This is a genomic window from Microbacterium sp. (genome assembly GCF_031179285.1).
In the GTDB taxonomy this organism is placed as follows: domain Bacteria; phylum Actinomycetota; class Actinomycetes; order Actinomycetales; family Microbacteriaceae; genus Microbacterium.
On the sequence record NZ_JAPSHY010000003.1, the window covers coordinates 202,119 to 224,018 of the forward strand.

23 protein-coding genes are annotated in these 21,900 nt (G+C 69.0%); 16 read left to right on the forward strand and 7 right to left on the reverse strand.

What is annotated here, in order from left to right; genetic code table 11:
- On the reverse strand, positions 1-1,239 hold the full coding sequence (locus RIN18_RS03285) for an MFS transporter (protein ID WP_309102541.1): 1,239 nt from the start codon (positions 1,237-1,239) through the stop codon (positions 1-3).
- Positions 1,240-1,317: 78 nt separating this feature from the next.
- Between RIN18_RS03285 and prfB the strand changes: the two genes are divergently transcribed.
- Positions 1,318-2,427 (forward strand): peptide chain release factor 2, encoded by a 1,110-nt coding sequence (gene prfB / locus RIN18_RS03290; protein ID WP_309102514.1) that lies wholly within the window; start codon positions 1,318-1,320, stop codon positions 2,425-2,427.
- Positions 2,428-2,495: 68 nt separating this feature from the next.
- Here the strand turns inward: prfB and RIN18_RS03295 are convergent, their stop codons facing one another.
- Entirely contained in the window at positions 2,496-3,545 is a 1,050-nt protein-coding gene (locus RIN18_RS03295; RefSeq protein WP_309102515.1) for a DUF2510 domain-containing protein, read from the reverse strand.
- 205 nt (positions 3,546-3,750) lie between these two features.
- On the opposite strand from RIN18_RS03295, the gene ftsE reads away from it, so the two are divergent.
- From ftsE to smpB, 3 genes are all read left to right on the forward strand, one after another.
- Positions 3,751-4,890, forward strand: a complete 1,140-nt coding sequence (gene ftsE / locus RIN18_RS03300) for a cell division ATP-binding protein FtsE (protein WP_309102516.1) — start codon at positions 3,751-3,753, stop codon at positions 4,888-4,890.
- Positions 4,887-5,801, forward strand: a complete 915-nt coding sequence (ftsX, locus tag RIN18_RS03305; RefSeq protein WP_309102517.1) for a permease-like cell division protein FtsX — start codon at positions 4,887-4,889, stop codon at positions 5,799-5,801. The genes ftsE and ftsX overlap by 4 nt, the downstream gene beginning before the upstream one ends.
- 64 nt (positions 5,802-5,865) lie before the next feature.
- A complete protein-coding gene (gene smpB / locus RIN18_RS03310; protein WP_309102518.1) occupies positions 5,866-6,342 on the forward strand; it encodes an SsrA-binding protein SmpB in 477 nt (158 codons plus the stop codon).
- A gap of 191 nt (positions 6,343-6,533) precedes the next feature.
- Here the strand turns inward: smpB and RIN18_RS03315 are convergent, their stop codons facing one another.
- Complete coding sequence (locus RIN18_RS03315) at positions 6,534-8,402, reverse strand: prolyl oligopeptidase family serine peptidase (protein WP_309102519.1); 1,869 nt, start codon at positions 8,400-8,402, stop codon at positions 6,534-6,536.
- Between the two features lie 198 nt (positions 8,403-8,600).
- Between RIN18_RS03315 and RIN18_RS03320 the strand changes: the two genes are divergently transcribed.
- Entirely contained in the window at positions 8,601-9,548 is a 948-nt protein-coding gene (locus RIN18_RS03320; RefSeq protein ID WP_309102520.1) for a methylenetetrahydrofolate reductase, read from the forward strand.
- Positions 9,549-9,568: 20 nt separating this feature from the next.
- A complete protein-coding gene (gene metE / locus RIN18_RS03325; RefSeq protein ID WP_309102521.1) occupies positions 9,569-11,881 on the forward strand; it encodes a 5-methyltetrahydropteroyltriglutamate--homocysteine S-methyltransferase in 2,313 nt (770 codons plus the stop codon).
- A gap of 188 nt (positions 11,882-12,069) precedes the next feature.
- On the opposite strand, the gene lexA is transcribed toward metE, so the two are convergent.
- Positions 12,070-12,756, reverse strand: a complete 687-nt coding sequence (gene lexA / locus RIN18_RS03330) for a transcriptional repressor LexA (RefSeq protein ID WP_309102522.1) — start codon at positions 12,754-12,756, stop codon at positions 12,070-12,072.
- 284 nt (positions 12,757-13,040) lie between these two features.
- On the opposite strand from lexA, the gene RIN18_RS03335 reads away from it, so the two are divergent.
- From RIN18_RS03335 to hisH, 4 genes are read left to right on the forward strand one after another with little or no spacing between them, the layout of a single operon-like run.
- The gene (locus RIN18_RS03335; protein ID WP_309102523.1) at positions 13,041-13,412 is read left to right on the forward strand and encodes a LysM peptidoglycan-binding domain-containing protein; all 372 of its coding nucleotides are present in this window, start codon (positions 13,041-13,043) and stop codon (positions 13,410-13,412) included.
- Positions 13,413-13,456: 44 nt separating this feature from the next.
- Positions 13,457-14,551, forward strand: coding sequence for a histidinol-phosphate transaminase (locus RIN18_RS03340; RefSeq protein ID WP_309102524.1), 1,095 nt, complete (start codon positions 13,457-13,459; stop codon positions 14,549-14,551).
- The gene (hisB, locus tag RIN18_RS03345) at positions 14,548-15,153 is read left to right on the forward strand and encodes an imidazoleglycerol-phosphate dehydratase HisB (protein WP_309102525.1); all 606 of its coding nucleotides are present in this window, start codon (positions 14,548-14,550) and stop codon (positions 15,151-15,153) included. Before RIN18_RS03340 ends, hisB begins: the two co-directional genes overlap by 4 nt.
- The gene (gene hisH / locus RIN18_RS03350; RefSeq protein WP_309102526.1) at positions 15,150-15,785 is read left to right on the forward strand and encodes an imidazole glycerol phosphate synthase subunit HisH; all 636 of its coding nucleotides are present in this window, start codon (positions 15,150-15,152) and stop codon (positions 15,783-15,785) included. Before hisB ends, hisH begins: the two co-directional genes overlap by 4 nt.
- Before the next feature lie 62 nt (positions 15,786-15,847).
- On the opposite strand, the gene RIN18_RS03355 is transcribed toward hisH, so the two are convergent.
- The gene (locus RIN18_RS03355; protein ID WP_309102527.1) at positions 15,848-16,597 is read right to left on the reverse strand and encodes a hypothetical protein; all 750 of its coding nucleotides are present in this window, start codon (positions 16,595-16,597) and stop codon (positions 15,848-15,850) included.
- A 112-nt stretch (positions 16,598-16,709) separates the two neighbouring features.
- A complete protein-coding gene (locus tag RIN18_RS03360) occupies positions 16,710-17,954 on the reverse strand; it encodes an AAA family ATPase (protein ID WP_309102528.1) in 1,245 nt (414 codons plus the stop codon).
- A gap of 98 nt (positions 17,955-18,052) precedes the next feature.
- On the opposite strand from RIN18_RS03360, the gene priA reads away from it, so the two are divergent.
- Genes priA through RIN18_RS03375 form a run of 3 tightly spaced genes read left to right on the forward strand, consistent with a single transcriptional unit; the run spans position 18,053 to position 20,010 of the window.
- Entirely contained in the window at positions 18,053-18,799 is a 747-nt protein-coding gene (priA, locus tag RIN18_RS03365; protein WP_309102529.1) for a bifunctional 1-(5-phosphoribosyl)-5-((5-phosphoribosylamino)methylideneamino)imidazole-4-carboxamide isomerase/phosphoribosylanthranilate isomerase PriA, read from the forward strand.
- Positions 18,783-19,592 carry an SseB family protein gene (locus RIN18_RS03370; RefSeq protein WP_309102530.1) on the forward strand — a complete coding sequence of 270 codons (810 nt, stop codon included), beginning with the start codon at positions 18,783-18,785 and terminating at the stop codon, positions 19,590-19,592. The genes priA and RIN18_RS03370 overlap by 17 nt, the downstream gene beginning before the upstream one ends.
- Before the next feature lie 22 nt (positions 19,593-19,614).
- A complete protein-coding gene (locus RIN18_RS03375) occupies positions 19,615-20,010 on the forward strand; it encodes a hypothetical protein (protein ID WP_309102531.1) in 396 nt (131 codons plus the stop codon).
- Between the two features lie 141 nt (positions 20,011-20,151).
- Here RIN18_RS03375 and RIN18_RS03380 read toward each other — a convergent pair whose 3' ends face one another.
- The gene (locus RIN18_RS03380; protein ID WP_309102532.1) at positions 20,152-20,544 is read right to left on the reverse strand and encodes a DUF1844 domain-containing protein; all 393 of its coding nucleotides are present in this window, start codon (positions 20,542-20,544) and stop codon (positions 20,152-20,154) included.
- A gap of 259 nt (positions 20,545-20,803) precedes the next feature.
- Between RIN18_RS03380 and infC the strand changes: the two genes are divergently transcribed.
- From infC to rplT, 3 genes are all read left to right on the forward strand, one after another.
- The gene (infC, locus tag RIN18_RS03385) at positions 20,804-21,418 is read left to right on the forward strand and encodes a translation initiation factor IF-3 (RefSeq protein ID WP_309102542.1); all 615 of its coding nucleotides are present in this window, start codon (positions 20,804-20,806) and stop codon (positions 21,416-21,418) included.
- Positions 21,419-21,490: 72 nt separating this feature from the next.
- Positions 21,491-21,685 carry a 50S ribosomal protein L35 gene (gene rpmI, locus RIN18_RS03390; RefSeq protein ID WP_243232621.1) on the forward strand — a complete coding sequence of 65 codons (195 nt, stop codon included), beginning with the start codon at positions 21,491-21,493 and terminating at the stop codon, positions 21,683-21,685.
- Between the two features lie 30 nt (positions 21,686-21,715).
- Positions 21,716-21,900: 50S ribosomal protein L20 (rplT, locus tag RIN18_RS03395; RefSeq protein WP_309102533.1), on the forward strand; the 185-nt coding region annotated here is incomplete at its 3' end.

The window sequence follows — 21,900 nt, forward strand, 5'->3', positions numbered from 1 at the left end:
TCATTCCGCGTCGGCATCCGGCCTGGGCCGTGGCACGAACCGGGGGATCCAGCGCAGGAACCCGGCAGCTCCCAGGAGCCCGATCACTCCCATCGCACCCGCCGCGAACGATAGCGATGCCACGGCGGTGATGCCGGCGACGATCAGCGGAGCTGCCGCCCCTCCGGCATCCGCCAGCGTCCGCCATGACCCGAGGAACGCGGCGGGCTCGTGTTTCGGCGCAACGTCCGCTCCGAGGGTGAGCAGGATGCCGCTGGAGAGGCCGTTGCCCACGCCGAGCACCACGGCGAACGTGCCGTACCAGAGCACCGCCGAATCGAGGTCGTGCGTGAAGGCCAGCGCGAGGAACCCGAGCCCCATCACGAGCATCGCCGGCATCGCGGCCCAGAGCCTGCCGAACCGGTCCATCACCTGGCCGCTCGCGTAGAAGAGGGCGAAGTCGACCGCTCCCGAAATGCCGACCACCAGTGCGATCGTCGACGCGTCCAGCCCGATCGACACGCCCCACAGCGGCAGCACTGCCATCCGCGCCGAGCGCAGCGCCGACAGCGACGCGGCCGCGGCCCCGAGCCGGCTCAGCACACCACGCTGCTGCCACATCGTGCGGAAGACCCCGGCGCGCTCGATCGTCGGGATCGAGCCGCTCACCGCCTCGCCGGAGTCCTCGGCGGGGTCCGACCGGTTCGCGGTGCGGATCGGCGGATTCGCCTTCTCAGGGTCGGGGCCGAACAGCACGAGCAGCAGCATCACGAACAGGCAGCCGATGAGGAACCAGATCGTCACGAGCTCGTCGTGGAACAGCTGCAGAAGACCTGCGGCGAAGAACGGTCCGATGAAGATTCCGAGACGGAAGCTGCCGCCCAGCAGCGACAGCGACCGAGCCCGGAACGGCAGCGGAACCCTCGTCGTCATGAAGGCGTGCCGGGCGAGGCCGAACGCGGCCGCGCAGAAGCCGAGCAGGAACACGGATGCCGCGAAGAGGCCCAGCGTGGGGGAGGAGAGCATCCCGAGGGCCGCGAGCAGCGAGACCGCCCCCGCGATCACCATCGTGAACCGCTCGCCGACCTTCGCCACGAGCCACCCGGCCGGCAGGTTGCCGCAGAGCTGGCCGACGACGAGCGCGGCCGCGACGAGCGCCGCGGAGGCGACATCCGCCCCCATCGTCACCGCGATCACCGGGATGAGGGGGATGACGGCGCCCTCGCCGATCGAGAAGAGGATGGTCGGCAGGTACACCATCGGCCCGAACTGTCTCAGGACCGACGACGCACTACTCACGCTCTCACGTTACCCCTGCGCACGTTAGGCTGAAGTGCCATGCTCGAACTCGACCTCTCAGCTGACATCCAGGCCCTGCGACTCACCTTCGGTGACATTCGCGAGGTCGTCGATGTCGAAGCGCTCCGCACCGAAATCGCCCGACTCAGCGAAGAAGCCGGTGCCCCCGACCTGTGGGACGACACCGAGCGCGCGCAGAAGGTGACCAGCGCTCTGAGCCACCGTCAGTCCGAACTCGCCCGCATCGAGGGCATCGCCAGCCGCCTCGACGACCTCGAGGTGCTCATCGGCCTCGCGAACGAGATGGGTGATGAGGATTCCGCGCAGGAAGCGCGCACCGAGCTCGCCACCCTCAAAGAGCTCATCGACCAGCTCGAGGTGCAGACGCTCCTCGACGGCGAGTACGACGATCGCTCGGCCATCATCACGATCCGTTCCGGCGCCGGCGGCGACGACGCCACCGACTTCGCCGAGATGCTCATGCGCATGTACCTGCGCTGGGCCGAGCAGCACAAGTACCCCGTCAAGGTGATGGACACCTCATACGCCGAAGGCGCCGGCATCAAGTCGGCGACCTTCGAGATCGAGGCCCCCTACGCCTTCGGCACGCTGTCGGTCGAGGCCGGGACCCACCGCCTCGCGCGGATCAGCCCGTTCGGGTCGGCCGACAAGCGCCAGACGTCGTTCGCCGCCGTCGAGGTCATCCCGCTGATGGAAGAGGCGACCGAGGTCGACATCCCCGAGGGCGACATCCGCGTCGACGTCTTCCGCTCCTCGGGCCCCGGCGGCCAGTCGGTCAACACCACCGACTCCGCCGTGCGCCTGACCCACCTGCCGACCGGCATCGTCGTGTCGATGCAGAACGAGAAGTCGCAGATCCAGAACCGCGCCGCCGCGATGCGCGTGCTGCAGACCCGCCTGCTGCTGCTGCAGAAGGAGCAGGAGGCGGCGAAGAAGAAGGAACTCGCCGGAACCATCACCGCGAGCTGGGGCGATCAGATGCGCTCGTACTTCCTCTACGGGCAGCAGCTGGTGAAAGACCTGCGCACCGGCCACGAGTCCGGCAACCCCGCTGCCGTCTTCGACGGCGACCTCGACGGCTTCATCTCTGCCGGCATCCGCTGGCGGAAGCGCAAGACCGACGACTGATCCTCGATACGCACGCAGAAGGCCCCGGAGCGATGCGCTCCGGGGCCTTCTGTTGATTCAGGCGGGTGTCACGGCATCAGGCAGGTGACGCCCCACTCGGTGAACTTCTCGCTGAACGCGGTGAGAGCGTCCGGGTCGGTGTACATCTCCTCGCCGTTCGCAATCACCCGAAGCGTGTCATCCGGGATGTCCGACGAGACGAATCCTTCGGCGATGCAGGTGATCTGCTCGGGTGAGTACGATTCGTTCTCCCCGAGCGCGGTGATCACCTCGGTGAGGCCGGCAGCGACCTCTTCGACGGTGGGTCGACCGGTGCCGGTCGCGGTGTCGTCACTCGCGTCGGTCTCGTCGGGCTCAGGACTCGCCGAGTCGGACGGGATCGACGTCGGGAAGTTGTCGAGCTCGTCCTGGAACGCGTCGGCGAAAGAGAGGGTGAAGAACACGGCCGCGACGATGATGCTGATGATCGTGCCGACCACGGCGACCGACAGCCCGACGATGCCCGGCCACTTCTTGCCCTTGAGGAACAGCGACACGATCGAGACGATGAAGCCGAGACCGAGCAGCACCCAGCCGACAACCATGACCGGGGGGATGCAGCCGAGGATCGTGCCGAGCGCGGCAAGGCCCAGACCGACGAGCCCGATGACGGAGAGCTTCTTCGGCTCCTCGGGGGTGCCGACGCCGGTGGCTGCGCCGGGGTAGGCGCCGCCCGAGTCAGCGGCCGGGTACCCGGGAGCCGGCGGTGCGTACGCCGCCGCTGCGTCCGGGTACGACGGCGCCGCGTATTCCGGGACGGCCGGGGTGGAACCGGGGTAGGGGGCGCTCGACGGGTACGAGGCCGTCTCGCCCGGTGCGCTGAAGGCCTCGGTGGGCTGCGCGTCGGCGTCGCTGGACGCGGCGGGAGCGTCGCCCGACGGCCGCATCACGGTGTCGTCGAGTGAATCGCCGTTCGACCAGTCCTGCGGGGCAGCGGAGCCGGCGGCCGGCTCGGCAGCGGGAGCGTCGGTTGCGGCGGGTGCCTCGGCCTCGGGAGCGAAGTGCTCGGTCCACTGCTGGCCGTCCCACCATCGCTGCCGGCCTGAACCGTCGTCGTACCAGCCTGCGGGTGTCGTCATGGGGTCCCCCTAGAGAATGTGAGCCCGCGCGGAACGTGCGAACGGACCCTCCATATATAGCAGTCGCGGGTGACGTCGAGAGGGTCAGCGGCATGGGGAGGGCTCCCCATGCGGGTCACCGGGGGCGATCGAGAGGCGACTCGCCTTGTGCTCGCGGGGTGTCGCTCGCAGACAGCGAGAGGGCCGCGCTTAGGCTCGTAACGCCATGATCCGGTTCGAGAACGTCACGAAGCGCTATCGCGGGACCGCGAGGCCCGCCCTGTCCGGCGTCGACTTCGAGGTGCAGCGGGGCGAGTTCGTCTTCCTCGTCGGCGCCTCGGGATCGGGGAAGTCAACCTGCCTAAGGCTGATCCTCCGCGAGGAGATCCCGTCGTCCGGCCGGGTCGCCGTCCTCGGGCGCGATCTCCGCGCGCTGGCGAACCGGAAGGTGCCGTATTTCCGCCGGCACATCGGCTCGGTCTTCCAGGACTTCCGCCTGCTGCCGTCGAAGACGGTCTACCAGAACGTCGCCTTCACCCTCCAAGTCACCGGATCCTCACGCGGCTTCATCCAGCAGGCCGTTCCGGAAGCGCTGGCGCTCGTCGGGCTCGACGGCAAGCAGAAGCGGATGCCGCATGAGCTCTCCGGCGGTGAGCAGCAGCGCGTCGCCATCGCGCGCGCTCTCGTGAACCGGCCGCAGGTGCTGCTCGCCGATGAGCCGACGGGAAACCTCGACCCGGCCACCTCGGTCGACATCATGCAGCTGCTCGCCCGCATCAACGCCGGCGGGACCACCGTGCTGATGGCCACCCACGAAGCCGCATTCGTCGATCAGATGCAGCGCCGCGTGATCGAGCTCCGTGACGGCGTCATGGTGCGCGATGAGGTGCACGGCGGGTACGGAGACACGTCCAACATCCCGCGCCTGGTGCCGGAAGAGGTGCGGGGAGCAGCAGCGGCCGCGGCCCTCACCGCGGTGCAGGAGGTGCAGCGTCAGACGGCTGATCTCTCCGTCGTGCGCGCCGCCCTCGCCGAAGAACTGAACGCACAGCGCAGGCAGAGCGCCGCAGAGCCCGTCCGGCAGCCGGCCCGTACCGACCAGGCGGCGGAGACCGCACCGGCGGCAGCAGCCGCTGCCGCATCCTCGCCGGCGCGCACCCACGCCGCCGCAGCGTCGGCGCCGGCCGAACGCGCATCGGCCGACCGCGCGCCGGGAGCGCCGGAGCCTGCGGCTGAGAAGCCCGCTCCGGTCGGACCGCTCACGCATCCGATCGTCCTGCCCGAGGTCGACGTGGCCGAGCTCGGTGTCGCCGATCGCCTCGGGCTGTCGGAGTCCGGCGACGAGGAAGTGGGGCCGACCTCATGAGAATCGGTCTGATCCTCGCAGAAGCCCTCGGCGGTCTCCGCCGCAACATCTCGATGGTGATCTCGGTCGTCCTCGTGACCTTCGTGTCGCTGACGTTCGTCGGGGCCGCGATCCTCATGCAGGCCCAGATCGGCACGATGCGCGGCTACTGGACGGAGCGCGCCCAGGTGGCCGTCTACATGTGCTCCGAGGTGTCGGAGTCGCAGACCTGCATCGACGGATCGGCGACCGAGGAGCAGGTGCAGATCGTGCGCGATCGCCTCGCCGACGAGGCGCTGTCACCGCTCATCGCCGACGTGCGCTTCGAGACGAAAGAAGAGGCGTACGCCAACATCGTCGAGCAGATCGGCGCCGAGAAGGCCAGCGTCTTCACCGCCGAGCAGATGTCGGAGAGCTTCTTCGTCACGCTGAAGGACCCCACGCAGTCGCAGGTTCTCGTCGAAGCGTTCGGCGGACAGCTGGGGGTCGAGCAGGTGGCCGACCAGCTGCAGTACCTCGAGCCCCTCTTCTCGGCGCTCACCGTCGCCACCTACATCGCCGTCGGTATCGCCGTGCTGATGCTGATCGCAGCGACGTTGCTCATCGCGACCACGATCCGCCTGTCGGCCTACGCCCGGCGCAAGGAGATCGGGATCATGCGGCTGGTGGGCGCGTCGAACCGCTTCATCCAGACGCCGTTCGTGCTGGAGGGCGTGTTCGCGGCGTTCCTCGGCTCGGTTCTCGCGAGCGCCGCGGTAGTGGCCGGGCTGCATTTCGGGGTCGACGGCTACCTGCGAGAGCGCGTGCCCTTCATCACGACGTGGGTGAGCATGCAGGATGCCGCCCTCGTGGTCCCCGTGCTGATCGGCATCGGCATCCTGCTCGCGGCCCTGTCGGCCGGGTTCGCCATCCGCCGTTGGCTGCGCACCTGACGCCGGTGCCGTTGTAGACTGACAGGCTGTCGTGCGTCCGCACGGCACGGATCAGGAGAGCAACATGCCCAGGGAACGCGGGGAGAAGGTCGTCGCGACCAATCGTCGCGCACGTCACGACTACAACATCGAGAAGTCGTACGAGGCGGGGATGGTGCTCACGGGCACCGAGGTGAAGTCGCTGCGTCAGGGGCGCGCGAATCTCAGCGACGGGTATGCGTTCATCAAGGGCAACGAGGTGTTCCTCGACTCCGTGCACATCCCCGAGTACTCCCAGGGGCACTGGACCAACCACTCCGCCAAGCGCGTGCGCAAGCTGCTGCTGCACCGTGAGGAGATCGCGAAGCTGTCGCACGCGGTCTCGGCCGGTGGGTACACGCTCGTCCCGCTGAAGCTCTACTTCTTGGACGGTCGCGCCAAGGTCGAGATCGCCCTGGCCAAGGGAAAGCGCGAGTACGACAAGCGGCAGACCCTGCGCGAGCGTCAGGACACCCGTGAGGCGGAGCGCGCCATGCGCACCCGCAACCGCACCGGCGAGTAAATTCAGACGCTCGCGCCGAGTGGACGGATTCGTGCCGAGTGCACGGCCTGCTCACGTCAATGTCCCGTGCACTCGGCGACAACCGGTGCACTCGCGGTCGAAGCCGCGGCCGAAGTCGCGGTCGGAGCCGCCGTCGAACTCCCCGTCGGAGTCTCGCCGTCGGGGCGGCGGCAGCCGCGAGGAGCTTCCGGTCAGTCCGGCCGCGGTGTGAAGCCGAAGGCCCGGCCGAGGAAACGCAGTTCGCGTTCCAGCGCGTCGACGACGGTCTCGGCTCGCCGGAAACCGTGGCCCTCGCCCGGGTACAGCACGTATTCGTGAGGGATGCCGCGCGCGGCGAGCGCATCGCGGATCGCTGCCGACTGCGTCGGCGGCACCACTCGGTCCTCCTCGCCCTGCAGCAGCAGAACGGGGACATCGATCCGTTCGGCGTGCGTGAGCGGGGAGCGATCGATGAAGAGCTGCTCGGATGCCGGGAGAGGTCCGACGAGCCCCTCGATGTAGTGCTTCTCGAAGTCGGGGGAGTCGGCGGCCAGCATCCGCAGATCCGCCACGCCGTATCGGCTGATTCCGGCGGCGAACGTGCCACCGCGGACGAGCGACGACAGCACCGTCCACCCTCCCGCCGAGCTGCCACGGATCGCGATCCGGGCAGGATCCGCCAGCCCCGCATCGATCAGGCCCCGCGCCGCAGCGATTACGTCATCGACGTCGACGACGCCCCACCCTCGGTGCAGGCGTTCGCGGTACTGCCGCCCGTATCCGGTCGAACCGCCGTAGTTCACGTCGAGCACGCCGATTCCGCGACTCGTGTAGAAGGCGATGGCCGATGAGGCGGCACCGGTGACGTGAGCGGTCGGCCCGCCGTGCACGAAGACGACGTACGGCGGCAGCTCGTCGGTGGCAGCGTCGACCTCGGGGTTCGCCGGCGGATAGGCGAACGCGTGCACGGGGCCGTGGTCGCCGTCGATGACGATCGGGCGTGCCGGCGGCATCCAGCGCGCGTCGACGCGCGCACCACCGCGCACGGCGACGATCTCGCCCGAGTCGAGGTCGACGCACCAGAGACCGGGCGCCACCGCCGACCCGTTGCCTGAGATCAACACGAGCGAGTCTGCGACGTCGTCGATGCTGACGTGGCCGTCACAGGGGAGTGGCAGCGCCCGTGCGCTGCCGTCGGGCCCGATGACGACCACCTCGTCGCGGCCGTTCGTGCGCACCGCAACGATCCGCCCGTCGGTGAGCGGCTGATACCACCTGTTGCCGAGCACCCAGAGCCCGTAGCCGGTGTCAGCGTCGGCGGGGGCGATCGCCTCAGCTTCCCCCTGCGCTGCGATGCCATCCAGACGTTGGCGGAACAGGCCCCAGCGGCCGGTCGGGTCGTCGGCGTACAGCAGCTCGGTGTCGCTCACCCACTCCGGCTGCAATGCGGCTCGGGCCGTGACCTCGGCAAACGTCTGGTTCTCGATCGAGGCGACCGAGAGCTGCGCGCTCTCCCACGGCATCCGGATCCCGCTCCACTCGACCCACGCGATCCGGGTGCCGTCGGGGGAGAGGGCGGGGTGTGCGAAGAACGCGCTCCCCTGCACGAAGACGTTGATGGCCTCTTCATCGACCGCGCCCGAGCCGTCGATCGGGATCTCGATGAGAGCGCGTCGGTGCGGGGTGACCGAGAGATCCTCACGCACGGCGAGCAGGCGTCCCTGCTGCAGGCGCAGGCCACCGTGCGACGCACCCTGGGGCGTGAGCGGCACCGGATCGGCCCCGGGAGACACACGGTAGACGCGCTGATCCTTCGCCTCGACGAAGTACAGGATGCCGTCGGCATCCGCCGTCCACGCACCGCCGCCGTACTCGTGCACGCGCGAGCGCGCGCTCCACGGCGCCGTGAGCACCTCGCGTCCCGTCGAGGTGCGCACGGTGACGCGACCCGCCTGGGTGGGCACCGATTCCCCCCACCAGATCTCCTCCCCGACGAAGCGGGCTCCGTCGATGCGCGGAGAGGACGCCGCGACCTCCTCGGCGCGGAAGGGTGAGGGCCAGGTTCCGTACGCAGGCGACATCCTTCGAGCCTATGCGCCCCGGTGTCGACATACGGCGTCACACAGCGTGCATCCTGCGACTCGGTTGCCATAGGTTTCTGGAAACGCCCGGTTCGCCCCGAGCGTTGGAGCGACAGCCGAGCCCGGCACCCGCCCGCGAATGATGCCCACCATGCGTCGTGCGCGGCCGCCCGGCCCGCCCCGTTCTTCAGGAGAGAGATGTCTTCCGAGACTCCACCCCCCGGCTCGCCGCGCGTGCCGTTCTCCTTCGAGCTCTACCCTCCACGGTCCGAGTCGCGCGAGGAGGCACTGCACGAGACGGTGCGCCGGCTCGCCGCAGCGGGTCCCGAGTTCCTCTCGGTGACCTATGGCGCGGGCGGATCGACCGGTGGACGGTCGCTGGAGGTGCTCCGGTTCATCCGGGAGCAGACGAGCGTCGAACCCCTCGCCCACCTCACGTGTGTCGGCAACACGTACGCTGCTGCAGCCCGGCTGATCCGCGAGTTCCTCGACGCCGGCATCCTCAGCTTCCTCGCCCTCCGCGGCGACCCGCCCGCGGGACAGACCGAGGCGTACCTGGGCGACCTCGAGAGCGCGGCGCAGCTCGTGCAGCTCATCGACCGGGTCCAGGCCGAACGTGCGCCCTACGAGGAGTCGCCGGTACCCGGCTTCCCGGGAGCTGCCACGGTTGCACCGCGGCGCGAGGTCAGCATCGCCGTCGCCGCCTTCCCGAAGGGGCACCCGCGCGCGACGCACCGCACGCAGGACGTCGAGGCGTTGCTGGCGAAGCAGGCGGCCGGTGCCACCTTCGCGATCACCCAGCTCTTCTTCCACCCGGATGACTATCTCGCCTTCGTCGAACGCGCTCGTGCAGCCGGTGTCACGATCCCGATCCTGCCGGGGATCATGCCGATCACGTCTCCCGCTCGGCTCGCTCGCGTGCTCGAGCTCACGGGCGAGGACCTGCCCAGCGAACTCGCCATCGCCCTCGACGTCGAGCCGACGGTGGAGGGGCGCCGCGAGATCGGCATCGAGTGGGCGGCTCGACTCGCCCGCGAGGTCGTCGCCGGCGGTGCGCCCGGCGTGCACCTCTACGCCTTCAACCAGCACGAGACCGTCCTCACCGTCCTCGCAGAAGCCGGCATCCTCCCGGCCCTGCACCATTGACCCCGCCGAAAGGAAAGACCATGACCGCATTCCCCGAGGGAACCATCCTCGGCTACCCCCGCATCGGCCGACGTCGTGAGCTGAAGAAGGCTGTCGAGGCGTTCTGGGCGGGCCGTGTCGACGAAGCGGAACTCGAGCGCACCTCGGCCGCGCTTCGGGCAGCGACCCGTGACCGGCTCGCCTCGCTCGGCCTCGGCCGAGACGACTCCGCGATCCCCGAGTCGTTCTCGTACTACGACCAGGTGCTCGACGCGGCTGTCACCGTCGGCGCGATCCCGAGCCGTTTCGCGGATCTGCGCGACGCCGACGGCACGATCGGGCTTCCCGCCTACTTCACGGTCGCCCGCGGCGAAGGCGAGCGGGCGCCACTAGAGATGACGAAGTGGTTCGATTCGAACTACCACTATCTGGTGCCGGAGATCGGCCCGGAGACGGTGTTCTCGCTCGCAAGTGATCGCCTCGTCCGCGAGGTCGCCGAGGCCGCGGCCGCCGGCTTCGTCACGCGACCCGTCGTCGTGGGCCCGGTGACCCTTCTCGCGCTCGCCAAGGCATCGGACGAGGCGCCGGAGGGCTTCGATCCGCTCAGCCGGCTCGACGACCTGCTGCCGGTGTACGCAGAGCTTCTCGCGCGGCTGCGCGCCGCCGGCGCCGCATGGGTCCAGCTCGACGAGCCGGCCCTGGTGAGCGAATCACTGCCGGCGACGGTCGCACAGCTCTCGGATGCCGCCGCGCGTGCCCTTGCGGTGCTCGGGGGCGCCTCCGAGCGCCCGTCGATCCTCGTCGCCGCCCCGTATGCCGATCTCGGCGAGGTGTTCCCGGTGCTCGCCGCGGCGCCGATCGAGGCGATCGCTGTCGACCTCGTCCGCGGCGGCATCCCGGCGGCAGCGGCGGGGCTCGAAGACAAGACGCTCGTCGGCGGTGTCATCGACGGTCACAACATCTGGCGCGGCGACCTCGCCGCAGCGGCTGACAAGCTCGAGGCCCTGCGAGGGCTCGGTGCGCGAGCGGTCGCCGCGTCGACGTCGACCTCGCTGCTGCACGTGCCGCACGACGTCGCAGACGAGACGAAGCTCGACGAGAGACTGCTGTCCTGGCTGGCCTTCGCCGACCAGAAGGTCGAGCAGGTCGTCACCCTCGCACGCGGCATCGCCGCGGGGCGCGAATCCATCGAGGGCGAACTCGCCGCGGCATCCGCAGCGCTCGCCGACCGTCTGGGCGCTCCCGGAGTGCGCGACGGTGCCGTGCGGCAGCGAGTTCTCGGCGACGCCGACTTCTCGCGGGTGTCGTACGAGGAGCGCCTGAGCGCGCAGGAGGCACTGAATCTGCCCGCCCTGCCGCTCACCACGATCGGCTCCTTCCCGCAGACCGGTGACATCCGCCGGGCGCGTGCGCAGTTCGCGCGCGGCGAGCTGCCCCAGGAGGACTACGAGGAGTTCCTCCGTCGTGAGATCGACAGCGTCGTCTCCCTGCAGGAGGAGCTCGGGCTGGACGTGCTCGTGCACGGCGAGCCGGAGCGCAACGACATGGTGCAGTACTTCGCCGAGAATCTCGATGGCTTCGCGGTCACCGAGCACGGCTGGGTGCAGTCCTACGGCTCCCGCGCGACGCGCCCGTCGATCCTGTGGGGGGACGTCTCGCGCCCGGCTCCGATTACCGTCGCGTGGTCGACCTACGCCCAGTCGCTGACGGTCAAGCACATGAAGGGCATGCTGACGGGACCGGTGACGATCCTCGCGTGGTCGTTCGTGCGCGACGACCAGCCGTTGGGTGAGACGGCGAACCAGGTGGCACTGGCGCTGCGCGAGGAGATCGCCGATCTGGAGGCGGCGGGCATCGCCGTCATCCAGGTGGATGAGCCTGCCCTTCGCGAGCTGCTTCCCCTGAAGAAGGCGGATCAGCCGGCGTACCTCGATTGGTCGGTGGCATCGTTCAGGCTGGCGACCGGGGGTGCCGCCGCGGGCACGCAGGTGCACACCCACCTGTGTTACTCGGAGTTCGGCGTGGTCATCGACGCGATCAGGGCCCTGGATGCCGATGTCACCTCCATCGAGGCGGCACGCAGCCGCATGGAGGTCGTCGCCGACATCGCCGAGGCCGGGTTCGACCACGGCATCGGGCCCGGGGTCTACGACATCCACTCGCCGCGGGTGCCGGGTGTCGACGAGGTCGAATCGCTCCTTCGCCGTGCGGTGCAGGAGATCCCGACGCGTCAGCTCTGGGTCAACCCCGACTGCGGCCTGAAGACCCGCGGCTACGACGAGACCACCGCGTCGCTTCGCAACATCGTCGAGGCCACCCGCCGCGTCCGCGAGGACGTGACGGTCACGGCCTGACCCGCACTCGCGCGGCTGGCCCGCAACTTCCGCGGCCATTCCCAGCTTCTGCGGCCATATCGGCGCCGTTTGGCCGCAGAAGTCCGAGATGGCCGCAGAACTTCGGGGCGGTACGAATGCGAAAGCCGCCCTCCCGACGTATCGGGAGGGCGGCTTCGCATACTCGGTCGGCGGATGCCGGCGCGCACTCAGACGGCGCGGAGCACCGCCACGACCTTGCCGAGCACCGTCGCCTCGTCGCCGAGGATCGGTTCGAACGAGGAGTTGCGCGGCAGCAGCCAGGTGTGACCGTCGCGCTGCCGGAATGTCTTGACGGTCGCCTCGCCGTCGAGCATCGCTGCGACGATCTCGCCGTTCTCGGCGCTGTTCTGCGAGCGGATGACGACCCAATCGCCGTCGCAGATCGCGGCGTCGATCATCGACTCGCCCGAGACCTTGAGCATGAACAGGTCGCCCTTGCCGACGAGTTGACGGGGGAGCGGGAAGATCTCCTCGACCTGCTGCTCCGCCGTGATCGGCACGCCTGCGGCGATCTGGCCCACCAGGGGCACCATCGCCGCGTCACCGACGGGCGTCATCGTGTCAGCCGGATTCTCACCGCTTGTGCCCGGAAGGTCGATGAGCACCTCCATGGCCCGGGTCTTGCCCGGGTCGCGGCGCAGATATCCGCTGAGCTCGAGCTGACCGAGCTGATGCGTGACGCTCGAGAGGGACTTGAGTCCGACGGCATCGCCGATCTCGCGCATGCTCGGCGGGTAGCCCTGGTTGGCGATCGAGGCCTGGATGACCTCGAGGATCGCCATCTGCTTGGCGCTGAGGCTCTTCCGTCGGCGCGTGCGCGGTGCCTCGGTCTCGGGGACGGAGATGTCGCTCATGATGCTCCTTCGTACGCGAATCCGACGCCGCTCTTCGAATGTCGGAGGCCCGTGATGGGGTGTTCTCATCGAAACCGTATCCGAGAATCGCGCCGATGTGGAAGATCTGTTCGAGCGTGTCGCACGATTTCCGGGCACGATTTCGAAGAACGGTTGACAGATGTTCGAACTCGAAGATATCTTCGGTACGTAGCTTCGCATTCACGGCTCCCGGCCGAGCGGCGAATGCGAATGCTACGCCAACTTCAGCTCCGCGCAGGCGGGGCGATCATGAGGAGCAGCACATGAGCAGCATCACCTTCAGCACCGCAGCGGTGATCCCGGCGGGGTCTCCGACCCGTCTCCGGCTGACCGCCAGGGGTCGCCGGGTGCTCGCGGTGCTCGCGTCCCTTCCGCTCGCTGCGGGCATCGCGTTCGCTGCGATCAGCGGGGGGAGCGCGATCGCGGCGGGTGGTGACGCGGCAGGCTCCGAGCCGGCCAGCTTCGAGACGGTGACCGTCATGCCGGGTGACACCCTCTGGTCGATCGCCGTCGATGTCGCCCCCGAGGCCGACCCTCGTGAGGTCATCGGCGAGATCTCCCGACTGAACCTGCTGCAGGACGGCGTCGTTCAGGCCGGCCAGGAGCTCGCGATTCCCGCGGAGTTCGCCGGCTGAGCGTTCGCACCCGCCGGCGCACGGAGCCTGCTGCGGGTTCTAGCATGGGAAGGGTGACCGCCTCCCTCGACGACCTGCCGCTGCGTGACGACCTCCGAGGACTCACCCCATACGGCGCACCGCAGGCACCGCTCCCCATCGCTTTGAACGTCAACGAGAACACGCACCCGGTGCCCGACGCCGTGGCCAGCGACATCCTCGATGACATCGCCGTCGCCCTCCGTGACGTGAACCGGTACCCCGACCGGGAGTTCACCGCTCTCCGAGAGGGTTTCGCCGAGTACCTCGGTCACGGCCTGGAGGCGAAGCAGATCTGGGCCGGCAACGGCTCGAACGAGGTGCTGCAGCACATCCTGCAGGCCTTCGCCGGGCCCGGGCGGACGGCGTTCAGCTTCGCACCCACCTATTCGATGTATCCCTTGCTCGCCCAGGGCACCGGTGGGACCTGGGTCTCAGCTCCTCGCGAGCCCGACTACACGATCACCGTCGAGGACGCGGTCGCGCAGGTGAAGCACGCCGACCCCGACGTGATCCTGCTCTGCGCGCCCAACAACCCGACCGGCACGCCTCTCGGACTCGACGTCGTCGAAGCCGTCTACGATGCGGCCCGCGGCATCGTGGTCGTCGACGAGGCCTATCAGGAGTTCGCACCGAAGGATGCCCCATCCGCACTGACTCTGCTCGAGGGCCGGCCGCGCCTGGCGATCTCGCGCACGATGAGCAAGGCGTTCGCCTTCGCCGGGGCCCGCGTCGGCTACCTCGCCGCCGACCCGGCGTTCATCGACGCGCTGCGCCTGGTGCGGCTGCCGTACCACCTGAGCGCTCTGACACAGGCGGCGGCCGTCGCGGCCCTGCGCAACTCATCGACGATGCTGCGGATGGTCGACGAGATCGTCGAGCAGCGTGATCGCATCACGGCGACGCTCGAGGCGCTCGACTACCTCCCGCACGAATCGTGGTCCAACTTCGTGCTGTTCGGCGGTGTCGCAGATCCGAAGCGCACGTGGCAGGAGCTGTACGACCGCGGCGTGCTCATCCGCGATGTCGGCATCCCCGGGCACCTGCGGGTCACCGCCGGCACCGAAGGGGAGACGACGGCGTTCCTCGAGGCTCTGGCCTCGATAGAATCGGGGGCATGAGCGCCGCCCGCACCGCCAGCCGAGTCCGCAGCACGTCGGAGTCCACCGTCGAGCTCGAACTGAACCTCGACGGCACCGGCGCGAGCCGCATCGACACTTCGGTGCCGTTCTTCGACCACATGCTCACGGCGTTCGCGAAGCACTCACTGACGGATCTCACCGTCCGGGCATCGGGCGACACCGACATCGACGCGCACCACACCGTCGAGGACATCTCGATCGTGCTGGGCCAGGCGATCGGCGAGGCCCTCGGCGACAAGTCCGGCATCTCCCGCTACGGCGACGCTCTGGTGCCGCTGGATGAAGCGCTCGCTCAGGCCGTCGTCGACATCAGCGGTCGCCCGTACCTCGTGCACGACGGCGAGCCCGTGGGCTTCGAGCACCACCTCATCGGCGGGCACTTCACCGGATCGCTCGTGAGGCACGTCTTCGAGGCCATCACGTTCAACGCGGCGCTGACCGTGCACATCCGCGTCCTCGGCGGACGCGACCCGCACCACATCGCCGAGGCCGAGTTCAAGGCATTCGCCCGAGCATTCCGCCAGGCGAAGTCGATCGATCCGCTCGTCGAGGGAATCCCGTCCACCAAGGGAGCGCTGTGAGCGGCGCACCGCGGGTCGTCGTCTTCGACTACGAATCGGGCAACGTCCACTCCGCGGTGAAGGCCCTGATCGCCGCGGGCGCCGACGCCGTGCTCACCGGTGACCGCAAACAGGCTCTCGAGGCGGACGGTCTCCTCGTTCCCGGCGTCGGTGCGTTCGCCGCCGTCCGCGAGGCTCTCGCTGCCCACGGCGGCGACGACATCATCGACCGGCGGCTTGCCGGCGGGCGTCCGGTTCTCGGCATCTGCGTCGGCATGCAGGTGATGTTCGGCAACGGCGTCGAACGCGGGCAGGACATCGAGGGGCTGGGGGAGTGGCCAGGTTCCGTGACCGAGCTCGAGGCGCCGGTGCTGCCGCACATGGGCTGGAACACGGTGACCCCCGACGAGGGAAGCGTGCTTTTCCGCGGTCTCGAGCAGGAGCGGTTCTATTTCCTGCACTCCTACGCCGCGCACTCCTGGGAGCTCGACGTCATCCCGCCGTTCCCGACGCCGAAGCTCACCTGGACGACGTACGGCTCACCGTTCCTGGCGGCGGTGGAGAACGGTCCGCTCTCGGCGACGCAGTTCCATCCGGAGAAGTCCGGCGAGGCCGGCATCCGTCTACTGCGCAACTGGGTCGAAAGCCTCTGACGCTCGCGGTCGCGGCGGTCCGCCCGACGCGGTCTCCGCGGGCTCGCCCGTGCCGGCTGCGCCTATCCGCCCCCGGCGCCGGAAGGCGCCGAGAGCGCCCGTCGGCAACCCCAGGCCATCGCGAGCACGCCGAGAACGACGAAGATCACCCCGAACAGCCAGATCGACTCATCCCAGGAGAACGCGCCCTGCGACTGAGTGGTGATCGCGCGGTGGACGCCTTGAGGGAACTCCAGGATGTTGCCGCCGTCGCCGAACACCCAGAGCACGATGCCGAGCACCGTCGAGCCGAGTCCGCAGAACACGAACGCCGATGTCGAGTCGCGCTTGCTGCTTTCGACCTTCTCGATGTGCGTACCGCTTGCGACCACGTTCGGTGCCCGCAGCGACAGGATCGGCAGAGCGAGGATCAGGCACACGCCCAGCGCGGCGCACGCGCCGGTCATCCAGCCCATCAGCGGGAGGAGGAACACCTGCGCGGTGATCCCCTCCGACCAGTAGTAGTGGAACCCACCGTTCTGCGTCTGCGCGTCCGTGATGGCATCGCGCATCCCAGGGAAGATCACGGCGACCGCGAGGACGACGCCGACAGGGACCGCGACGAGGCCCGGAGCGATGAAGCAGGCAGTCATCAGGCGCATGATCACCGAGCCGACGTCGGCGCCGCGCCGCAGGGCGGGCTCGAGCATGCACCAGCCGGCGTAAAGTGCGGGGCTCGCGATCGCCAGGGTTCCACCGAAGCGGTCGCCGCCGGCATCCGTCATGCTGTCGAACGCGCCCCACATCGCCGCGGCGATCGCGATGATGAGCACACCCAGATTCACTCCGAAGGCGAGAGCTCGCAATTCCGAGCGAAACAGAGTCCTGCCCGGCACTACATCCGCGATGGACGGACCGTTCAATCCGTCGCGCATCGGAACCGGCTCAGAATCCACGAGCCACTGATGCGGCCGCGGCGAGCCACGCGCGCTGCGTACGCTTCGCCAACGCTCCGAAGCGGAGGTGGCCGTCGACCATCTCATGGTCGAACGGGATGCTGACGACATCACGGGCGAGAGATCGATAGCCGCCGACGACGTGCTCGACATCGGCCGACGTGGCCTTGGGATCGGCCTGGGACACGACGACGACGGACTGCTGCGCGAGCCGCGCCGACCTCTCGTCGCGTTCTTCGAGTGCTTCCAGGAGCAGTGCTCCCGCCTCGGCGTGATCGTCGCGGGTGGTCGTCGCCACCACGAGCTGGTCGGCGTGATCGACCATGCGCAGCCACATCGGGTCGGATTCGTCATTGCCCGAGTCGATGATGATCAGCCGGTAGAACTTCGCCGCCACCGCATGGATCGCGTCGACGTCCTCCGGGCGAAGGCGATTCTCGTGCGCGAGCCGGATCGGTTTCGACCGGAGGACGTCGTACTTCTCCCGGGGCTGGTGGTGCACGAAGTGCGCGAGGTCGGCCGACTGCGCCCCCGTGCCGAGGAGGCGGTCGACCTCGGGAAGCATCTCCAGGAGAGTGCGGTCGTGGGCGCCGGGCTCGGTGCGCCATCCGAGGGTGCCGCGCGTCTGATTGTTGTCCCAGGCGAGGACGCCGGCGCCGCCGTACCGGGCGAACACGGCCGAGAGCAGGATCGTCGTCGGCGTCTTCCCGGCGCCGCCCTTGCCGTTGACCACGGCGATGGTCCTCGGGCCCGGCCAGTGCTGGCTGACCGCGAGTTCGTCGCTGCGCGCCGACTGCTCGTTCGCTCCGGGTGCCAGCCGGAAGCCCATCTTGTTGAGCGCTCCGCGCGCGCCCTCGCGTGCCGGTTCCTCGGGCCGCTCGGTCTGAAGGAACGAGGTGCGCTCCCTCAGTTCGCGGCGAGAGGGCGGTGGTGCTGGACTCACGGTCGGGGCGGCATCCGGACGCTGCGGCAGCGGTGGTGCCTGCTGGCCGGCGGGCACGCCGGCGCGGCGGTACTGCGGCGGCTCCGCCGGAGCATCCCGAGGCGGTGCGGGCATCGTGTCGTCGAGCGCGCCGAACGTCTCGGCGGGTGTCGCGGGGCTCGGTGGCACCGGCGGCGCGGGCGGAACCGAGGACGGCATCGAAGGGACGGAGCTGATGATCTGCTGCTTGTGATCGCCTCTCAGGGCAGGAGCAGCGGCCGACGGGGTCGGTTCCTCAGTCGCGCCTGACATCTTCCCGAGCCTACCGGCATTTGAAGCGGAACCCGCCTCGGGGGTAGCCTCGGTTCTCGTGCCCGCGTACGGAGCACACCAGCTCACACAAGGACGTCATGAACGACTTCGCGCAGTCCCCCAATCTCACCCTGCTCCCGGCCGTCGATGTCGCCGGCGGCAAGGCCGTGCGTCTGACCCAGGGAGAGGCCGGCACCGAGACGAGCTACGGCGACCCGCTGGATGCCGCAGGGGAGTGGGTGTCGCAGGGCGCGCAGTGGATTCACCTCGTCGACCTCGACGCCGCATTCGGCCGGGGGAGCAACACCTCGATCCTGCGCAAGGTCATCAAGCAGTTCCGCAACGTGAACGTCGAGCTCTCGGGCGGCATCCGCGATGACGCGACGCTGGAAGCGGCCCTGGAGAGCGGAGCGACCCGCATCAACCTCGGAACCGCGGCGCTCGAGAACCCGGAGTGGGCGGCCGATGTCATCGGCCGCTACGGTGAGGCCATCGCCGTCGGCCTCGACGTGCGCGGCACGACCCTCGCCGCGCGCGGCTGGACGAAGGAGGGCGGCGACCTCTGGGAGGTGCTCGACCGCCTCGAGGATGCCGGCTGCAGCCGCTACGTCGTGACCGATGTCACCAAGGACGGCACACTCCGGGGCCCGAACCTCGAGCTGCTTCGCGAGGTCACCGCTCGCACCCCGAAGCCGGTCGTCGCCTCCGGCGGCATCTCGAGCCTCGATGACATCATCGCGCTTCGAGAGCTGGTGCCCCTGGGTGTGGAAGGTGCCATCGTCGGAAAGGCCCTCTACGCCGGCGCGTTCACGCTGGCCGAGGCGCTGGATGTCGCCGGGGACTGACGAGCCCGGCCACGACGGCGGGCACGACCACGACGCTCACGAGCGTTCGGACTCCGCCGGCGTCCCCTGGGAGGGGCGCAGCTTCGAGGCCAATCAGCACGCGGCGGATGACGGGTCGGCAGATCCGGCGCTGCTCGACGCACTGCTTCGCTTTCGGGCAGGAGAAGGGTCGCAGGTCGACGTGGTCGACGCGTTCCGTTCGGCACGGGTGCTGATCCCGCTCGTCGCCGAGAGGGGCGAGGAGGGCGTCGCCCCCAGCGGACTGACGGTCGACAAGACGCAGGAGCTGTCGATCGTGACGGTCGCTGCTCCCGACGGTCGCCGGGTGCAGCCCGTGTTCTCTTCGGTCGACGCGATGGCGAAGTGGGATGCCACGGCCCGCCCCATCCCAGTGGAAGCCGTGCGGGCAGCGCTCGCGGCATCCGCGGAGGACACCGACCTGATCGTGCTGGATCCGACGGCGGACACCGAGTTCGTCATCCGCCGCCCGGCCGTCTGGGCGATCGCGCAGGGGCACGGCTGGGAGCCGAGTTTCCAGTCGCCGGAGGTGTTCGGCGCGCTTCGCGAGAGCATCGGGCACGAGCTCGCGGTGATCGATGTCGCCGTCGCGCCCGGCGATCCGGACGCGCGGCTGCGCGGGCCGGAGCTCGTCGTGATCCTCGAACTCGTCGACGGACTCGAGCCCGAGGTGCTCGACGCGGTGCTCGCCCGCCTTGCCCAGCGCTGGGCATCCGACGATCGCATCGCCGTGCTCGCCGATTCCCTGACGGTCAAGCTCCGCCGGTCGGCCTGAGCGAGTTGGGTACGATCGCCGTATGCGCAAGGCGGCGATCGCGGTCATGGGGTTCGTGTTGCTCCTCACCCTCCCCGCCTGCGCAGAGAACGCGTGCCCGGCGATCGGCTGGAACAACGTCGTGACCGTCGACGCCGCAGCCTACGGCGACGACGTGTTCATCCAGCTGTGCACGGATGCCGGCTGCTCTGCCGCGCCAGGTGAGGAACCGACGCCGTCGTCCGACCCCGCGACGCCGGTGCGGGCGGACGACACGACGTTCGGCTTCGGCATGGCGGCGCCCGACGAGGCTCTCGTCCGGGTCTACGCCGCGGACGGATCGCTCGTCGCCGAGTCAGAGCACACGATCTCATGGACCCACTCCACCGACCGCTGCGGTGGACCTTCCACCGCCGAGCCCATTGTCCTGCAACCCTGACCCGTTGCCATCCCCAGAGGTCATTGAGCAACGCAACGGCGCGGGGATGTCGCCGGGAGCGAGCATCGGGAGGGGACCCGCGAAGCGGGGAGGGCGCCCGCTCTGCGAGCGAAGACGGCAGCCCTGCGCCCGAAGGACGAGCTACGTGACCGGCCCCGTCCACTTCTCGCCAGGCCCCTTGCCGATCGGGTCGACGATGACGGACGCTTCGCGGAAGGCCAGCTGCAGGGAGCGGAGCCCGTCACGGAGGGAGCGCGCGTGCATGTCGCTGATCTCCGGCGCGCCGGCTGTGATGAGCCCCGCGAGGGCGTTGATGAGCTTGCGGGCCTCGTCGAGGTCGAGCTCGGCTTCCGGATCGTGAGCGAGACCCACCTTCACCGCCGCGGCGCTCATGAGGTGCACCGCGGCCGTCGTGATCACCTCGACGGCGGGGACGTCGGCGATGTCCCGGGTGGCGGATGACGCTGCCTCTTCCTGCCGTGCCCAGCGCTCTTCGCGCTCGCGATCTGCCTCGTCCTGACCCTGAGTCGTCACTTCGCCTTGCCTTCTGTTAGACTTTGGCGGGCTCCGGAGCGTCTAGCTCCGGTTCGAAAGAGGATTCACTTCCCACCCGCGCTTGCCGTTCCAGGCTACCGGGTCAAGCACTCCGCCGGTTCAGGCCGGCAGATCGGCGCCAGCCGATGGTCAGGGTGCGAAGCCGGCATCTGAACGCCGGCGGGTGGGGACGATTCCGAATTCGCCCGCGATGCACACAGCGTCGCGGTGGCCGAATCACATCGTCTAAGGAGCACCTATCAGCGATCCCCGCACCAATGAGCGCATCCGCGTCCCCGAGGTCCGCCTCGTCGGACCCGCGGGTGAGCAGATCGGCGTCGTCCGCATCGAGGCCGCGTTGCGCCTTGCGCAGGAAGCCGATCTCGACCTCGTCGAGGTCGCCCCGAACTCGAAGCCGCCCGTGGTCAAGATCATGGACTACGGCAAGTTCAAGTACGAGGCCGCCCAGAAGGCGAAGGAAGCTCGCCGCAATCAGGCGAACACGATCCTCAAGGAAGTCCGCTTCCGTCTGAAGATCGAGGCTCACGACTACACGACCAAGCTCAAGCGCGCCGAGGGCTTCCTCAAGGCCGGCGACAAGGTCAAGGCCATGATCCTGTTCCGTGGCCGCGAGCAGTCGCGCCCCGAGCAGGGTGTGCGTCTGCTGCGCAAGTTCGCCGAGGACGTCGCCGAGTTCGGCACTGTCGAGTCGAACCCGACCATCGACGGTCGCAACATGGTGATGGTCGTCGCACCGCTGAAGAACAAGTCCGAGGCGAAGGCCGAGCAGAACGCCGTCCGGGCCGCGAACAAGGCCGCGGCGCGCGACGCCGCCCACGGCGCCGACGCTCCGGCTGAGAGCTCCGCGGAGTAGATCCGCCAACAAGACTCCCGCACCGCGGGGTGACACCGTCGCCTGAGAAGGCGCCATACGAAGGAAGAGAAGATGCCGAAGCAGAAGACCCACTCGGGTGCTAAGAAGCGCTTCAAGATCACCGGAAGCGGCAAGCTGAAGAAGCAGCAGGCCGGGATGCGCCACAACCTCGAGCACAAGTCGAGCCGTCGCACCCGTCGTCTGAACCAGGACCAGGTGCTCTCGAAGAACGACACCAAGGTCGCGAAGAAGCTTCTCGGTCGCTGAAGCGTCCGACCGCAGGAATAGGAACAAGTCATGGCAAGAGTCAAGCGGGCAGTAAACGCCCACAAGAAGCGTCGCGTCATCCTCGAGCGCGCCTCCGGCTACCGCGGTCAGCGTTCGCGCCTCTACCGCAAGGCCAAGGAGCAGGTCATCCACTCCCTGGTCTACTCGTACCGGGACCGTCGCAAGCGCAAGGGCGACTTCCGCCGTCTCTGGAT

Excerpts from the sequence above, each read along its gene's own strand:
- RIN18_RS03340 (WP_309102524.1), top strand. The coding sequence starts at position 13,457 with ATGGGAAGGGTGACCGCCTCCCTCGACGACCTGCCGCTGCGTGACGAC.
- RIN18_RS03375 (WP_309102531.1), top strand. The coding sequence starts at position 19,615 with ATGCGCAAGGCGGCGATCGCGGTCATGGGGTTCGTGTTGCTCCTCACC.
- hisB (WP_309102525.1), top strand. The coding sequence starts at position 14,548 with ATGAGCGCCGCCCGCACCGCCAGCCGAGTCCGCAGCACGTCGGAGTCC.
- RIN18_RS03285 (WP_309102541.1), bottom strand. The coding sequence starts at position 1,239 with ATGGTGTACCTGCCGACCATCCTCTTCTCGATCGGCGAGGGCGCCGTC.
- RIN18_RS03320 (WP_309102520.1), top strand. The coding sequence starts at position 8,601 with ATGTCTTCCGAGACTCCACCCCCCGGCTCGCCGCGCGTGCCGTTCTCC.
- RIN18_RS03295 (WP_309102515.1), bottom strand. The coding sequence starts at position 3,545 with ATGACGACACCCGCAGGCTGGTACGACGACGGTTCAGGCCGGCAGCGA.
- RIN18_RS03360 (WP_309102528.1), bottom strand. The coding sequence starts at position 17,954 with ATGTCAGGCGCGACTGAGGAACCGACCCCGTCGGCCGCTGCTCCTGCC.
- metE (WP_309102521.1), top strand. The coding sequence starts at position 9,569 with ATGACCGCATTCCCCGAGGGAACCATCCTCGGCTACCCCCGCATCGGC.
- RIN18_RS03370 (WP_309102530.1), top strand. The coding sequence starts at position 18,783 with ATGTCGCCGGGGACTGACGAGCCCGGCCACGACGGCGGGCACGACCAC.
- ftsE (WP_309102516.1), top strand. The coding sequence starts at position 3,751 with ATGATCCGGTTCGAGAACGTCACGAAGCGCTATCGCGGGACCGCGAGG.
- RIN18_RS03335 (WP_309102523.1), top strand. The coding sequence starts at position 13,041 with ATGAGCAGCATCACCTTCAGCACCGCAGCGGTGATCCCGGCGGGGTCT.
- RIN18_RS03315 (WP_309102519.1), bottom strand. The coding sequence starts at position 8,402 with ATGTCGCCTGCGTACGGAACCTGGCCCTCACCCTTCCGCGCCGAGGAG.
- rpmI (WP_243232621.1), top strand. The coding sequence starts at position 21,491 with ATGCCGAAGCAGAAGACCCACTCGGGTGCTAAGAAGCGCTTCAAGATC.
- smpB (WP_309102518.1), top strand. The coding sequence starts at position 5,866 with ATGCCCAGGGAACGCGGGGAGAAGGTCGTCGCGACCAATCGTCGCGCA.
- prfB (WP_309102514.1), top strand. The coding sequence starts at position 1,318 with ATGCTCGAACTCGACCTCTCAGCTGACATCCAGGCCCTGCGACTCACC.
- ftsX (WP_309102517.1), top strand. The coding sequence starts at position 4,887 with ATGAGAATCGGTCTGATCCTCGCAGAAGCCCTCGGCGGTCTCCGCCGC.
- lexA (WP_309102522.1), bottom strand. The coding sequence starts at position 12,756 with ATGAGCGACATCTCCGTCCCCGAGACCGAGGCACCGCGCACGCGCCGA.
- priA (WP_309102529.1), top strand. The coding sequence starts at position 18,053 with ATGAACGACTTCGCGCAGTCCCCCAATCTCACCCTGCTCCCGGCCGTC.